The organism is Halomonas rhizosphaerae (assembly GCF_030010555.1).
In the GTDB taxonomy this organism is placed as follows: Bacteria; Pseudomonadota; Gammaproteobacteria; order Pseudomonadales; family Halomonadaceae; genus Halomonas; species Halomonas rhizosphaerae.
Window position 1 is genome coordinate 40964 of record NZ_JASCQP010000011.1, and the last position, 13265, is coordinate 54228.

The window sequence follows — 13265 nt, forward strand, 5'->3', positions numbered from 1 at the left end:
ACAGTCACGGGCGTCAGGCAGGGAGGCAGGGATGTCGATTCGGGACTGGCCGGAGGGGGAGCGCCCCCGGGAGAAGCTGCTGGCGCTGGGGGTGGAGGCGCTTTCCGATGCCGAACTGCTGGCGATCTTCCTGCGCGTCGGCGTGGAGGGACGCTCGGCGGTGGACCTGGCCAGAGACCTGCTGTCCGCCTTCGGCGGGCTTCGCCAGCTGTTGGAGGCCGACCAGGCACGCTTCTGCGCCGAGCGCGGCATGGGCATGGCCAAGTACGTCCAGCTCCAGGCCACCCTGGAGCTGTCGCGGCGGCATCTCGCCAGCCAGCTCGACCGGGGCGATGCGCTCACCTCGCCGTCGCTGGTGCGTGCCTACCTCGCTGCCCAGCTGCGCCATCTCGGCCACGAGGAGTTTGCCGCGCTCTTCCTCGACAGCCAGCATCGCGTGATCCGCTACGAGTCGCTGTTCCGCGGCACCCTGGACAGCGCTTCGGTCTACCCTCGGGAGGTGGCCCGCCGCGCCCTGGAACTGGGGGCCGGCGCCATCATCTTCGCTCATAACCACCCCTCCGGCGTGGCCGAACCCTCCGATGCCGACCGGCGCATCACCGAGCGCCTGCGTGAGGCGCTGGGGCTCTTCGAGGTCCGCGTGCTGGACCACTTCGTGGTGGGCGACGGGGAGGTGGTCTCCTTCGCGGAGCGGGGATGGTTGTGAGGGCCGGGATGGATAGGAAAATCGCGCGCGGCTGGCTATAATGCCGCACCGGCTGCGCTGGGCCCCTTGGTACGGGCCACCCGCCTGTCATCGTCGCCTGCCGCGCCATCGAAGCGTGTCGCGAGGCCATGTCACGCCCCCGTCGGATCATCGCCGCGTCGCTTGCCGAATGCGGCGGTCTCTGGTATAAAGTGCAGCCTTTGAATTCCCTTGGGTCAAATGACAACGGGGTCGTCCCGGTTTGCCCGACAGGTTTTGAACACTCAGGTCTAAACACCTGGCCAAGCGGTTGGAGGCTCTCATGTCCAAAGTATGTCAGGTTACCGGCAAGCGCCCGGTGACTGGTAACAACGTTTCACACTCCCAGCGCAAGACGCGCCGTCGTTTCGTGCCGAATCTGCATTCCCACCGGTTCTGGGTGGAGTCCGAGAAGCGCTTCGTCAAGCTGCGCGTCTCCTCCAAGGGCATGCGCATCATCGACAAGAAGGGCATCGAGGCGGTGCTCGGCGACATCCGCAAGCGCGGCGAAGCCGTCTAAGCGATCCATCAGGGGAGAGAATTGTCATGCGTGACAAGATCAGAATGATATCCAGTGCCGGCACCGGCCACTTCTACACCACCGATAAGAACAAGCGGAACACCCCGGACAAGCTCGAGATGAAGAAGTTCGACCCGGTGGTCCGCAAGCACGTGATGTACAAGGAAGGCAAGATCAAGTAAGCCTTGGTCGCTTCCGCCGCAGGCAGGAGCCTGTCAGCCTGAACCCGGCCCCATGGTCGGGTTCTTGCGTATCACTGCCCCTCCGGACGAGACCATGCCCGAGCTGCCCGAAGTCGAGACCACCCGACGTGGCATCGCCCCCCATGTGGAAGGCCGTGAGATCACTGAGGTGATCGTGCGCCAGGCACGCCTGCGCGTGCCTGTGCCGACGGACCTCATCGAGCGGCTGGTCGGGGCGCGCATCGGCGTGCTTGCCCGGCGTGCCAAGTACCTGCTGGTGCCGCTCGAGGGCGAGGCGTCGGGGACCCTGCTCTGGCACCTGGGCATGTCCGGCAGCCTGCGCATGTCCCGCCTGGGCGAGCTGCCGAAGAAGCACGACCATCTCGACCTGGTGCTCGACGACGGCGCCATCCTGCGCTACCACGATCCGCGCCGCTTCGGCTTCGTCGACTGGCTTGCCGGCAGCGCGGCGCAGGATTCGCGCCTGGCCCGGCTGGGGCCGGAGCCGCTCTCCGAGGCCTTCGACGGCGAACGCCTCTTCACGCGCTCCCGCGGCCGCCGCCTGGCAGTGAAGCCCTTCCTCATGGACAACGCCGTGGTGGTGGGGGTGGGGAACATCTATGCCGCCGAGGCCCTGTTCCTGGCCGGCATCGACCCGCGGCGCGCCGCCGGGCGCATCTCCCGGGAGCGCTATGAGCGGCTCGCAGCGGCGGTGCGCGAGGTGCTGGCCGCCGCCATCACCCAGGGCGGCACCACCCTGCGCGACTTCGTCGGCGGCACCGGTGAGCCGGGCTACTTCAAGCAGCGCCTCAATGTCTACGGGCGCGACGGCCAGCCCTGCCGGCGCTGCGGCGCCGAGCTGCGCCTGGTGACCCTGGGCCAGCGGGCCAGCGTGTTCTGCGGCCACTGCCAGACCTGACGGCGGCGCGGCCCCGCCGACGCCCCTCCACCCTTTCACGAGACAGTTCCATGAACGCACTTCGCTCACTGCGCCTGAAGAAGAACGCCGACCGCCGGCTCAAGGCCGGCCACCTGTGGCTCTACTCCAACGAGATCGACATCCAGGCCACGCCGCTCAAGGAGATCGAGGCCGGGGCGCAGGTAGTGGTCGAGGCCGCCAACGGCAAGGCCATGGGCGTGGCCTACGTCAACCCGCACTCGCTGATCTGCGCGCGCATGGTCTCCCGCGACCCGGCCCAGGGGCTCGACCGCTCGCTGCTGGTCCACCGGCTCAACCAGGCACTGGCGCTGCGCCAGCGCCTCTACGACAAGCCCTTCTATCGCCTGGTGCACGGCGAGGGCGACCTGCTGCCGGGGCTGGTGATCGACCGCTTCGGTGACGTGCTGGTCGTGCAGCTCAACACCGCCGGCATGCAGGCGGTGCTGCCCGAGCTCCTGGACGCCCTGGACAAGGTGCTGTCGCCCTCGTCGGTGGTGCTGCGCAACGACACCAGCGGTCGCCGCCAGGAGGGCCTCGAGGCCGGCGTCGAGGTCGTCAAGGGCGAGTTGCCCGACCAGGTGCTGCTGGAGGAGAACGGCGTGCAGTTCGTTGCCCCGGTGCTCGACGGGCAGAAGACCGGCTGGTTCTTCGATCACCGGGTCAATCGGGCCTGGCTCAATGGCCTGGTGGCCGGCAAGCGGGTGCTGGACCTGTTCAGCTACGTGGGGGGGTGGGGCGTGCAGGCCGCGGCCAATGGCGCCCGCGAGGTGCTCTGCGTGGATGCCTCCGGTCCGGCACTGGAGCGGGTCGCCGAGAACGCCGCCCTGAACGGGCTGCACGAGCAGGTGGCCGTGGGCGAGGGCGACGCCTTCGAGGTCCTGGCGGCCCTCAAGGCCGAGGGCGAGGAGTTCGACGTGGTGATCCTCGACCCGCCTGCTTTCATCCGCAAGCGCAAGGACATCCCCAACGGCGAGCGCGCCTACGGCAAGCTCAACCGTGAGGCGATGCGCCTGCTGGGGCGCGACGGCCTGCTGCTCTCGGCCTCCTGTTCCATGCACCTGGCCCCGGAGCGCCTGGTGGACGTGGTGCGCGGGGCGGTGCGTCACCAGGACCGCCAGGGCCAGATCCTCTTCCAGGGCCACCAGGGGCCGGATCACCCGGTCCATCCGGCGATTCCCGAGACGTCCTACCTCAAGGCCCTGGGCGTGCGCGTCTTCCGGGACTAGCGCGCGGTGCTCCCCGACTACGTTCGCGCCTTCGCCCACTCCAATGCGCTGCTGGTCAGCCACGTGCACAACGTGCTGACCGCGGCCGGGATTCCCGCGGAGCTGCGCAACCTGACCCTGGGCGGTGGCGCCGGTGAGCTGCCGCTGGGGGAGTGTGAGCCGGAGGTGTGGGTGGCGCCCCACAACCTCGCGAGGGCCGAGGCCCTGATCCGCCAGACCCTGGAAGGCTCGAGTGATCGCCCGGCATGGACCTGCCCGGGGTGCGGAGAGCGCCTCGAGGGCGCCTTCGATACCTGCTGGAACTGTGGCACCCGCCGAGAACCCTGAGACGGCCCGGGGCCCGACGGACTCTGCCATGATCGACGTCGTCCGGATCGCCACCTCGGGGTGGGGTGGCAGGGTTTCCTGCAGGGATGCTGGCCAGAAGAAGAATTTCTGGACAGAAAGCCCTTTGGTGTCGATATTTCTTGTTCTTCTGCGTGGACTCTTCGTGTATGGACTGCCTGTGCTGTAATGGGGAGGAAAGCCACCCAACAACAGCGTGCAGGAGAACGTCATGCAGATCGCCGTGCCCAAGGAAATCAAGAACCACGAGTACCGCGTTGCCCTGACCCCCACCGGGGCCCGGGAACTGGTCGGTCGCGGCCACACGGTCACGGTGCAGGCCGGCGCCGGCGAGGGTGCCGGCTTCGCGGACGCCGCCTATGAGGCCGCCGGGGCGCGCCTCGAGGCCGACGTGGCCAGGGTCTGGGAGGGCGCCGAGCTGATCCTCAAGGTCAAGGAGCCGCAGGCCGAGGAGGTCGCACGCCTCAAGGCCGGCCAGACCCTCTTCACCTATCTCCACCTGGCCGCCGAGGAGACGCTGACCCGAGGCCTGATGGAGAGCGGCGCCACCTGCATCGCCTACGAGACCATTACCGACCGCCAGGGCGGCCTGCCGCTGCTCGCGCCGATGAGCACCGTGGCAGGGCGCATGGCCATCCAGGCCGGCGCCCACAGCCTGGAGAAGGCCCAGGGCGGTGCCGGCGTGCTGCTGCCCGGGGTGCCCGGGGTGGCGCCGGCCAAGGTGGCCGTGATCGGCGGCGGCGTGGTGGGCGAGAATGCCGCCCGCATGGCGCTGGGCCTCGGCGCCGAGGTCACGGTGCTCGACAAGTCGATCCCGCGCCTCGAGACCCTGGACGACCGCTACCAGGGCCGCATGAAGACGGTCTTCTCCACCGCCGATGCCATCGACGAGGCGGTGCGCGAGTGCGACCTGATCGTGGGTGCCGTGCTGATCCCGGGAGCCGCCGCCCCCAAGCTGATCACCCGCGAGATGCTCGCCGAGATGAAGCCCGGCAGCGTGCTGGTGGACGTGGCCATCGACCAGGGCGGCTGCTTCGAGACCAGCCGGGCCACCACCCATACCGACCCGACCTACATCGTCGACGGGATCGTGCACTACTGCGTGGCCAACATGCCGGGCGCCGTGGCGCGCACCTCCACCCAGGCGCTGACCAATGCCACCCTGCCGTTCGTGATCGCCCTGGCCGACAAGGGCTGGCAGCAGGCCCTGGCCGATGACCCGCATTTCCTGCCGGGGCTCAATGTCCATGACGGCCGGGTGACCTACCAGGCGGTGGCGGATGCCTTCGGCCTGGAGAGTGTCGATCCCGCCAGCTTGGTGAAATAAGGCAGCCTCGTTGGCTGGAGGCCAAGAGCCAGAGCGGCGCCGGCGGCAGGGCGAAGCGGAGGTCCTTTTCCAAGGATGGACATGGGAACGCCCAGGGAAGGGGGGCACAGCGCCTCCGCCCAGCGCTGTCGCCAGTAAGCCGCGCTTAGGGGAGCCTTGCTCGCCCCGGTCGCCTTGACCGGGGCCTCGCGTTACCATAGCGGCCATTTCCGAACAGCAGAGTCCGCTATCCCCATGAGTGCAGCTTCCGAGAAGACCCGGGTTCTCACCGGCATCACCACCACCGGCACCCCTCATCTGGGCAACTACGTGGGGGCGATCAAGCCCGCCATCGCCGCGAGCCAGGACCCGAGCGTCCAGTCCTACTACTTCCTCGCCGACCTGCACGCGCTCATCAAGTGCCAGGATCCGCGCCGGGTGCAGGAGTCGCGCCTGGAGATCGCCGCCACCTGGCTGGCGCTGGGCCTGGATACCGACAACGCCATCTTCTATCGCCAGTCGGACGTGCCCGAGATCACCGAGCTCACCTGGATGCTCTCCTGCGTCTGCGCCAAGGGGCTGATGAACCGCGCCCATGCCTACAAGGCGGCGGTAGCCGAGAATGAGGCCGCCGGCAACCAGGACCCGGACAAGGGCATCACCATGGGGCTGTTCGGCTACCCGGTGCTGATGGCCGCCGACATCCTGATGTTCAATGCCAACAAGGTGCCGGTGGGCCGCGACCAGATACAGCACATCGAGATGGCCCGCGATATCGCCGGACGCTTCAACCACCTCTACAAGGGGCAGTACTTCACCCTGCCCGATGCCGTGGTGGACGAGCGGGTGGAGGTCCTGGGCGGCCTGGATGGCCGCAAGATGTCCAAGAGCTACAACAACACCATCCCGCTGTTCGTCTCCGAGAAGAAGCTGCAGAAGCTGGTGCGCAAGATCAAGACCAACTCCCTGGAGCCCGGCGAGCCCAAGGATCCCTCGAGCTGTACCCTGTTCCAGATCTACTCGGCCTTCGCCACGGTCGGCCAGACCGAGGCCATGCGCACCGAGTACGCCAATGGCATCGGCTGGGGCGAGGCCAAGAACCGCGTGTTCGAGTTGCTCAACGAACAGCTGCGCGAGCCTCGCGAGCGCTACCAGGCGCTGATGGAGGACCCCGGCCATATCGAGCAGGTGCTGATCAAGGGGGCCGAGCGGGCCCGTGCCGAGGCGGCGCCCCTCATGGATCGCCTGCGCCAGGCGGCGGGGCTGGGGCGCTTCGTCTGAGTCGCGGCCGCAGCATGCCGATAGCGCCTGTGGTCGTTGAGGGATGACTCTTATTCTTTAAAGCTATTGATCATTTCTTTTAAATGCTTTTACGTGCTTTTTGAGAGTGGCTATCATGCCCGGTCTACCGGGCGTCATGCCCCTGATGACTTCGAGAGAGCACGCCATGAGTGAACTCGCCCTGACCCAGCGCTCCCGCCTACCCGTCTCCGCCGTGGCGGCCGGTGCCTTGCTGCTGGGCGCCCTGGCCGTGGGCGCCGCCTTCGGCGCACGCCTCGGTGCCCTGATGGTGGTGGGGGGCCTGCTGGGCATGGTGCTCTACCATGCCGCCTTCGGCTTCACTGCCGCCTGGCGGGTCTTCATCACCGAGCGGCGTGGCCGCGGCCTGCGTGCCCAGATGGTGATGCTGACCCTCGCCGTGTTGCTGTTCTTCCCGGCGCTGGGTGCGGGCAGTCTCTTCGGCCAGTCGGTGAACGGCTTCGTGGCCCCCATCGGTATCTCGGTGGTGGTCGGCGCCTTCCTGTTCGGCGTGGGCATGCAACTCGGCGGCGGGTGCGCCTCGGGGACCCTGTTCACCGCCGGCGGTGGCAATGCCCGCATGTTGATCACCCTGCTGTTCTTCATCGTCGGCTCGCTGATCGGCACCGCCCACTTCACCTGGTGGCAGGGCCTGCCTGCCTTCCAGCCGGTGTCACTGGTCAAGACCGCCGGCGCCGGGGGCGGGATCGCCATCAGCCTGGCGCTGTTCGCCGCTATCGCCGCCTTCACCGTGGTGATGGAGAGGCGCCGCCACGGCGAACTGGAGCCGACCCCGACGATCGATGCCGGCAGCAGCCGCTGGCTCACCGGTCCCTGGCCGCTGCTGGCCGGGGCCGTGGCCCTGGCCCTGCTCAACTTCGCCACCCTGGCACTGGCGGGTCGCCCCTGGGGGATCACCTCTGCCTTCGCGCTGTGGGGGGCCAAGGGCTTCGAGGCCCTCGGTGGCGACGTCAGCCAGTGGGGCTACTGGCAGTCATCGTGGAATGCGGCCGCCCTGGAGGCCACCCTCTGGCGCGACATCACCAGCGTGATGAACATCGGCATCCTGCTCGGGGCGCTGGTGGCAGCGTCGCTGGCCGGCAAGTTCGCGCCCAACTTCCGTATCCCGGCGAAGTCGGTGCTGGCGGCGGTGATCGGCGGCCTGATGCTTGGCTACGGGGCCCGCCTGGCCTTCGGCTGTAACATCGGCGCCTACTTCAGCGGCATCGCCTCGGGCAGCCTGCATGGCTGGGTGTGGCTGGTGGCCGCCTTCGCCGGCAACATGCTCGGAGTGAAGCTGCGTCCCTTCTTCTTCCAGGGCGAGGCAGGCCGGCTGCCCGCGGCGAAGGGTTGCTGAGCCGCATGGCAGACCGCGAGACAGGCGCCCCGGCCCCAGGCCGGGGCGCCGTCGTTTGCGGCGTGCTAGAGTTGGCGGCAAGGTGCCGACAGAGCGCCAACGGCCCGTTCCAGTCACCGTATCGAGGCGAGAGATGACCATCGACCAAAAGCGTCCCCTCTATATTCCCTATGCCGGCCCGCCGCTGCTCGAGATGCCGCTGCTCAACAAGGGCAGTGCCTTCACCCGCGAGGAGCGCCTGGAGTTCAACCTGATCGGCCTGCTGCCGCAGAATGTGGAGACCATCGAGGAGCAGGCGGAACGGGCCTATCGCCAGTACAGGCAGTGCCGAAACGACCTGGACAAGCACGTCTACCTGCGCGCCATCCAGGACGACAACGAGACCCTCTACTACCGGCTGGTCGCGGAGCACCTCGAGGAGATGCTGCCGATCATCTATACCCCTACGGTGGGCAAGGCGTGCGAGGAGTTCTCCAACATCTACCGCAACCACCGGGGGCTGTTCATCGCCTACCCGGACCGCGACCGCATGGATGACATCCTGCGCAGCTCCACCAAGGACAAGGTCAAGGTGATCGTGGTCACCGACGGTGAACGCATCCTGGGGCTCGGTGACCAGGGCATCGGCGGCATGGGCATTCCCATCGGCAAGCTGGCGCTCTATACCGCCTGCGGCGGCATCAGCCCGGCCTACACCCAGCCGATCATGCTCGACGTGGGGACCAACAACCAGGCGCTGCTCGACGATCCCATGTACATGGGCTGGCGCCACCCGCGGGTCTCCCAGGAGGAGTACGATGCCTTCATGGCGGAGTTCATCGCCGCGGTGAAGCGGCGCTGGCCGGGGGTGCTGCTGCAGTTCGAGGACTTCGCCCAGGCCAATGCCCTGCCGCTGCTCGACCGCTATCGCGACGAGCTCTGCTGCTTCAACGACGACGTCCAGGGGACCGCCTCGGTGGTGGTGGGTACCCTGATGGCCGCCTGCCAGGCCCGCGACGAGGGTATCGGCCAGCAGAAGGTGGTCTTCGTGGGGGCCGGGTCGGCCGGCTGTGGCATCGCCGAGCAGGTGGTGGTGACCATGCAGGCCGAGGGTCTGACCGAGCGGGAGGCGCGCTCGCGCATCTACATGGTCGACCGCGAGGGGCTGGTTACCTCCGAACAGACCTGGCTTCGCGACTTCCAGGGCCGCCTGGCCCACGACCCCGAGATGGTGGCCGACTGGGGCGGCCAGTCGCTGCTCGAGGTGGTGCGATGGATCGAGCCCACGGTACTGATCGGGGTCTGCGGCATGCCGGGCATCTTCACCGAGGAGGTGGTGCGTGCCATGCACGCGGGCTGCGAGATGCCGCTGATCATGCCGCTCTCCAATCCCACCTCCCGAGCCGAGGCCGTGCCGGAGGACGTGATCCGCTGGACCGATGGCCAGGCCCTGGTGGCCACCGGCAGCCCCTTCCCGCCGGTGGAGTACGGCGGCCGCCGCATCCCCATCGCCCAGTGCAACAACGCCTACATCTTTCCGGGGATCGGCCTGGGCGTGGTGGCCGCCGGGGCTAGGCGTGTCACCGATGCCATGCTGATGGCCTCGTCCCGGGCGCTGGCGCGCGAGGCGCCGCTGGTCAAGCAAGGGGTGGGGGCCCTGCTGCCGCCGCTCTCCAAGATCCGCGAGCTCTCCAAGGCGATCGCCTTCGACGTGGCCGCCCAGGCCCAGGGCGAGGGCGTGGCGCTGAAGACCAACGGCATCAAGCTGCGGGAGGCCATCGAGCGCAGCAGCTGGACGCCGGAGTACCGGCGCTACCGTCGCCGCTCCTTCTGAGCTTGCCACAACCACAACAGGGCCCGGGCGGTTTGCCCCGCCCGGGCCCTGTTGTGACACACGACAAGAGCACACGGGGGCGGCAGGGACTGTCATTGCGCGCCTATACTCCGCGCAGATGGGTTATCAACGCGGCGCAGGGAGGTCGGCAATGACAGCATCGACGGTCAAGGGGATTCGTCCGGAACACGAGGTGATGACCCGGCAGCGTCTGCCCTACTTCGTCGGCATCTCGGGGCAGACCGTGGGTGCCACGGGGCTGTCCATGCACCTGGTGGTCATTCCGCCGGGTGGACGTGCCGATCCTCATCTCCATGTCGGCTATGAAACCGGCATCTATGTGCTGGAGGGCCGGGTGTGCACGCGCTGGGGCGCGTCGCTCGAGCGAGAGACGATCAGCGAGGCCGGGGATTTCCTGTTCATCCCTCCGGGTGTGCCCCACGAGGCCATCAACCTCAGCGATACGGTGCCGGCCCGCGCCGTCGTCGCCCGTAACGATCCGGCGGAACAGGACAGGGTCGAGCCTTATGCCCCCGGGCGCTAGTGCCACCCGAGTGACATGAGGGGCGGTGGGGTTCGCTAGCCCTGCAGCGAGAGGAAGGTCACAGAGGCGAAGGCCCCACCGGGAAACCGGTGGGGCCTTTCGGTCAGTGGCTGATGATCGGGCCGCTTGTGTCGTCCTGATCAGGGTGCCCCTGTCATGCCGACCCGATCATCTTGCGCAGCACGTAGTGGAGGATGCCGCCGTGGCGGTAGTACTCCAGCTCGTTGGCGGTATCGATGCGGCACAGCGCCTCGAGCGTCTTCTCGCCCTTGTCGGAGGCGATGGTCACCTTGACCTTGCCGCCCGGTGTGAGCTCACTGAGCCCCTCGATGGAGACTGTCTCGTCGCCGGTCAGGCCCAGCGTCTTGCGGCTCTCGCCTTCCGGGAACTGCAGCGGGACCACGCCCATGCCGATCAGGTTGGAGCGGTGGATGCGCTCATAGGACTCGGCCAGTACCGCTCGCACGCCGAGCAGGCGGGTGCCCTTGGCGGCCCAGTCGCGGGAGGAGCCCGTGCCGTACTCCTTGCCGGCGATCACCACCAGCGGCGTCCCCTCCTGCTGGTACGTCATGGCGGCGTCGTAGATCGCCATCTGCTCACCGGAGGGCACATGGCGGGTCTCGCCGCCGACCACGCCATCGAGCATCTCGTTCCTGATGCGCACGTTGGCGAAGGTGCCGCGCATCATCACCTCGTGGTTGCCGCGACGCGACCCGTAGGAGTTGAAGTCCACCGGCTTCACGCCCCGCTCCTGAAGGTAGCGCCCGGCGGGGCTGTCGGGCTTGATGGCGCCGGCCGGCGAGATATGGTCGGTGGTCACGGAATCGCCCAGCATGGCGAGTACCCGGGCGTCCTTGACGTCCTCGATGGCGGGAGGCGTGCGTCCCATGCCCTCGAAGAAGGGGGGATGCTGGATGTAGGTGGAGTCCTTTGACCACTGGTAGACCTTGCTCTGCGGCACCTCGATGGCCTGCCAGACCTCGTCGCCGTCGAACACCTCGGCATACTGCTTGCGGAACATGGCGGTGTTGACCTGCTCCACGGCCTCGGCGATCTCCGCCTGGCTGGGCCAGAGGTCCCTGAGATAGACCGGCTTGCCGTGATGGTCGATGCCCAGGGGATCACGGGTCAGGTCGAGCTGGACGTTGCCGGCCAGGGCATAGGCCACCACCAGCGGCGGCGAGGCCAGCCAGTTGGTCTTGACCAGCGGGTGCACCCGGCCCTCGAAGTTGCGGTTGCCGGAGAGCACCGAGGCCACGGTCAGGTCGCCCTCCTCGATGGCCTCCTCGATGGGGCCCGCCAGGGGGCCGGAGTTGCCGATGCAGGTGGTGCAGCCATAGCCCACCAGGTTGAAGCCCAGGGCATTCAGGTCATCCTGCACACCGCCGGCGACCAGGTAGTCGGTGACCACCTTGGACCCCGGTGCCAGGGAGGTCTTCACCCAGGGCTTGGTGTGCAGGCCCTTCTCGCGGGCCTTCCGGGCCAGCAGGCCGGCGGCCATCATCACGCTGGGGTTGGAGGTGTTGGTGCAGGAGGTGATGGCGGCGATCACCACGGCCCCCGGATTCAGCCGGAAGGCCTCGCCGTCGAGGTCCACGTCCTTGCTGTCATGGTGTTCGTAGCTCTCCTCGACGCCCACGGCAGTCTGGCCGCCCTCGGACATCAGCTTGCCCTTCTCGGTGGTGGAGAGCGGCTTGCCGTCGTCTTCCATGACCTTGGCGAAGACCGACTTCATGTCCTTGAGCGCCACCCGGTCCTGGGGCCGCTTGGGGCCCGCCAGGCTGGCCTCGACCTCGGTCATGTCCAGCGCCAGGGTGTCGCTGAAGACCGGCTCGTCGCCGGGCTCGCGCCACAGCCCCTGGGCCTTGCTGTAGGCCTCCACCAGTGCCAGCTGGGCGTCCTCGCGGCCGGTGAGGCGCATGTAGGTCAGCGTCTCGTCGTCCACCGGGAAGAAGCCGCAGGTGGCGCCGTACTCCGGGGCCATGTTGGCGATGGTGGCGCGGTCGGCCAGCGGCAGGTCCTTGAGGCCATCGCCATAGAACTCGACGAACTTGCCCACCACGCCGTGATTGCGCAGCATCTGGGTCACCGTCAGCACCAGGTCGGTGGCGGTGATGCCCTCGCGCAGCTTGCCGGTGAGCTTGAAGCCCACTACCTCGGGAATCAGCATGGAGACCGGCTGGCCCAGCATGGCGGCTTCGGCCTCGATGCCGCCCACGCCCCAGCCGAGCACGCCCAGGCCGTTGATCATGGTGGTGTGGGAGTCGGTGCCCACCAGGGTATCCGGGTAGGCCAGCGTCCTGCCGTCCTGCTCTTTCGTCCAGACGGTCCTGCCCAGGTACTCGAGGTTGACCTGGTGGCAGATGCCGGTGCCGGGCGGCACCACGCGGAAGTTGTCGAAGGCCTGCTGGCCCCAGCGCAGGAACTCGTAGCGCTCGTGGTTGCGTTCCATCTCGATGGCCACGTTGTCCTTGAACGCCGTGGGGTTGCCGAACTTGTCGACCATCACCGAGTGGTCGATGACCAGGTCCACCGGCGACAGCGGGTTGATGCGGGCCGGATCCTCGCCGAGGGATTCCACCGCGGCGCGCATGGAGGCCAGGTCGACGACCCCGGGCACGCCGGTGAAGTCTTGCATCAGCACCCGCGCCGGGCGATAGCCGATCTCGCGGTCGGAGTGTCCCTGTTGCTGCCAGTCGACCAGCGCCTGCATGTCCTCGCGGGAGACGCTCTCGTCATCGGCGAAGCGCAGCTGGTTCTCCAGCAGGATCTTCAGGGTCTTGGGCAGGCGGTCGATGTTGCCCAGTGCGTCGGCGGCCTTCGCCAGGCTGTGGTAGTGGTAGGTCGTGCCGCCGGCGTCCAGCGTCTGCAGGGTATCCGGTGTGGACTCGTTGCTCATGCTGTCTGTCCTCCTTTCGCATCGCGGGGAGTGAGGGCACCATCCTGGCACCTTGCTGATGACATGGTCATGATAGTTGGCCTTTTCAAGCGCCGCCTGGGAGCGTGCCG

The 13265-nt window shown here is 67.9% G+C and carries 12 protein-coding genes; 11 read left to right on the forward strand and 1 reads right to left on the reverse strand.

Annotated elements, in window-relative coordinates:
• The first annotated feature begins 31 nt into the window (after positions 1-31).
• From radC to QLQ83_RS03380, 11 genes are all read left to right on the forward strand, one after another.
• Positions 32-706, forward strand: a complete 675-nt coding sequence (gene radC / locus QLQ83_RS03330; RefSeq protein ID WP_282734144.1) for a RadC family protein — start codon at positions 32-34, stop codon at positions 704-706.
• A 301-nt stretch (positions 707-1007) separates the two neighbouring features.
• Entirely contained in the window at positions 1008-1244 is a 237-nt protein-coding gene (gene rpmB, locus QLQ83_RS03335) for a 50S ribosomal protein L28 (protein ID WP_040184989.1), read from the forward strand.
• Between the two features lie 26 nt (positions 1245-1270).
• Positions 1271-1426: a 50S ribosomal protein L33 gene (gene rpmG / locus QLQ83_RS03340; protein ID WP_089712818.1), complete on the forward strand. Its 156-nt coding sequence runs from the start codon at positions 1271-1273 to the stop codon at positions 1424-1426.
• 94 nt (positions 1427-1520) lie between these two features.
• On the forward strand, positions 1521-2345 hold the full coding sequence (gene mutM / locus QLQ83_RS03345) for a bifunctional DNA-formamidopyrimidine glycosylase/DNA-(apurinic or apyrimidinic site) lyase (RefSeq protein ID WP_282734145.1): 825 nt from the start codon (positions 1521-1523) through the stop codon (positions 2343-2345).
• A gap of 50 nt (positions 2346-2395) precedes the next feature.
• Positions 2396-3592, forward strand: a complete 1197-nt coding sequence (locus QLQ83_RS03350; protein ID WP_282734146.1) for a class I SAM-dependent rRNA methyltransferase — start codon at positions 2396-2398, stop codon at positions 3590-3592.
• Between the two features lie 6 nt (positions 3593-3598).
• Positions 3599-3919 carry a putative signal transducing protein gene (locus tag QLQ83_RS03355; RefSeq protein WP_282734147.1) on the forward strand — a complete coding sequence of 107 codons (321 nt, stop codon included), beginning with the start codon at positions 3599-3601 and terminating at the stop codon, positions 3917-3919.
• 229 nt (positions 3920-4148) lie between these two features.
• Positions 4149-5264 carry an alanine dehydrogenase gene (ald, locus tag QLQ83_RS03360; protein WP_282734148.1) on the forward strand — a complete coding sequence of 372 codons (1116 nt, stop codon included), beginning with the start codon at positions 4149-4151 and terminating at the stop codon, positions 5262-5264.
• Positions 5265-5498: 234 nt separating this feature from the next.
• The gene (gene trpS, locus QLQ83_RS03365; protein WP_282734149.1) at positions 5499-6524 is read left to right on the forward strand and encodes a tryptophan--tRNA ligase; all 1026 of its coding nucleotides are present in this window, start codon (positions 5499-5501) and stop codon (positions 6522-6524) included.
• Positions 6525-6690: 166 nt separating this feature from the next.
• A complete protein-coding gene (locus tag QLQ83_RS03370; protein ID WP_282734150.1) occupies positions 6691-7899 on the forward strand; it encodes a YeeE/YedE family protein in 1209 nt (402 codons plus the stop codon).
• Positions 7900-8032: 133 nt separating this feature from the next.
• On the forward strand, positions 8033-9712 hold the full coding sequence (locus QLQ83_RS03375; RefSeq protein ID WP_282734151.1) for an NAD-dependent malic enzyme: 1680 nt from the start codon (positions 8033-8035) through the stop codon (positions 9710-9712).
• A 151-nt stretch (positions 9713-9863) separates the two neighbouring features.
• Positions 9864-10256, forward strand: coding sequence for a cupin domain-containing protein (locus QLQ83_RS03380; protein ID WP_282734152.1), 393 nt, complete (start codon positions 9864-9866; stop codon positions 10254-10256).
• 154 nt (positions 10257-10410) lie between these two features.
• Here the strand turns inward: QLQ83_RS03380 and acnA are convergent, their stop codons facing one another.
• The gene (acnA, locus tag QLQ83_RS03385) at positions 10411-13155 is read right to left on the reverse strand and encodes an aconitate hydratase AcnA (RefSeq protein WP_282734153.1); all 2745 of its coding nucleotides are present in this window, start codon (positions 13153-13155) and stop codon (positions 10411-10413) included.
• Positions 13156-13265 lie beyond the last annotated feature (110 nt).

Coding starts and splice junctions, on each gene's coding strand:
- radC (WP_282734144.1), top strand. CDS start 32: ATGTCGATTCGGGACTGGCCGGAGGGGGAGCGCCCCCGGGAGAAGCTG.
- rpmB (WP_040184989.1), top strand. CDS start 1,008: ATGTCCAAAGTATGTCAGGTTACCGGCAAGCGCCCGGTGACTGGTAAC.
- rpmG (WP_089712818.1), top strand. CDS start 1,271: ATGCGTGACAAGATCAGAATGATATCCAGTGCCGGCACCGGCCACTTC.
- mutM (WP_282734145.1), top strand. CDS start 1,521: ATGCCCGAGCTGCCCGAAGTCGAGACCACCCGACGTGGCATCGCCCCC.
- QLQ83_RS03350 (WP_282734146.1), top strand. CDS start 2,396: ATGAACGCACTTCGCTCACTGCGCCTGAAGAAGAACGCCGACCGCCGG.
- ald (WP_282734148.1), top strand. CDS start 4,149: ATGCAGATCGCCGTGCCCAAGGAAATCAAGAACCACGAGTACCGCGTT.
- trpS (WP_282734149.1), top strand. CDS start 5,499: ATGAGTGCAGCTTCCGAGAAGACCCGGGTTCTCACCGGCATCACCACC.
- QLQ83_RS03370 (WP_282734150.1), top strand. CDS start 6,691: ATGAGTGAACTCGCCCTGACCCAGCGCTCCCGCCTACCCGTCTCCGCC.
- QLQ83_RS03375 (WP_282734151.1), top strand. CDS start 8,033: ATGACCATCGACCAAAAGCGTCCCCTCTATATTCCCTATGCCGGCCCG.
- QLQ83_RS03380 (WP_282734152.1), top strand. CDS start 9,864: ATGACAGCATCGACGGTCAAGGGGATTCGTCCGGAACACGAGGTGATG.
- acnA (WP_282734153.1), bottom strand. CDS start 13,155: ATGAGCAACGAGTCCACACCGGATACCCTGCAGACGCTGGACGCCGGC.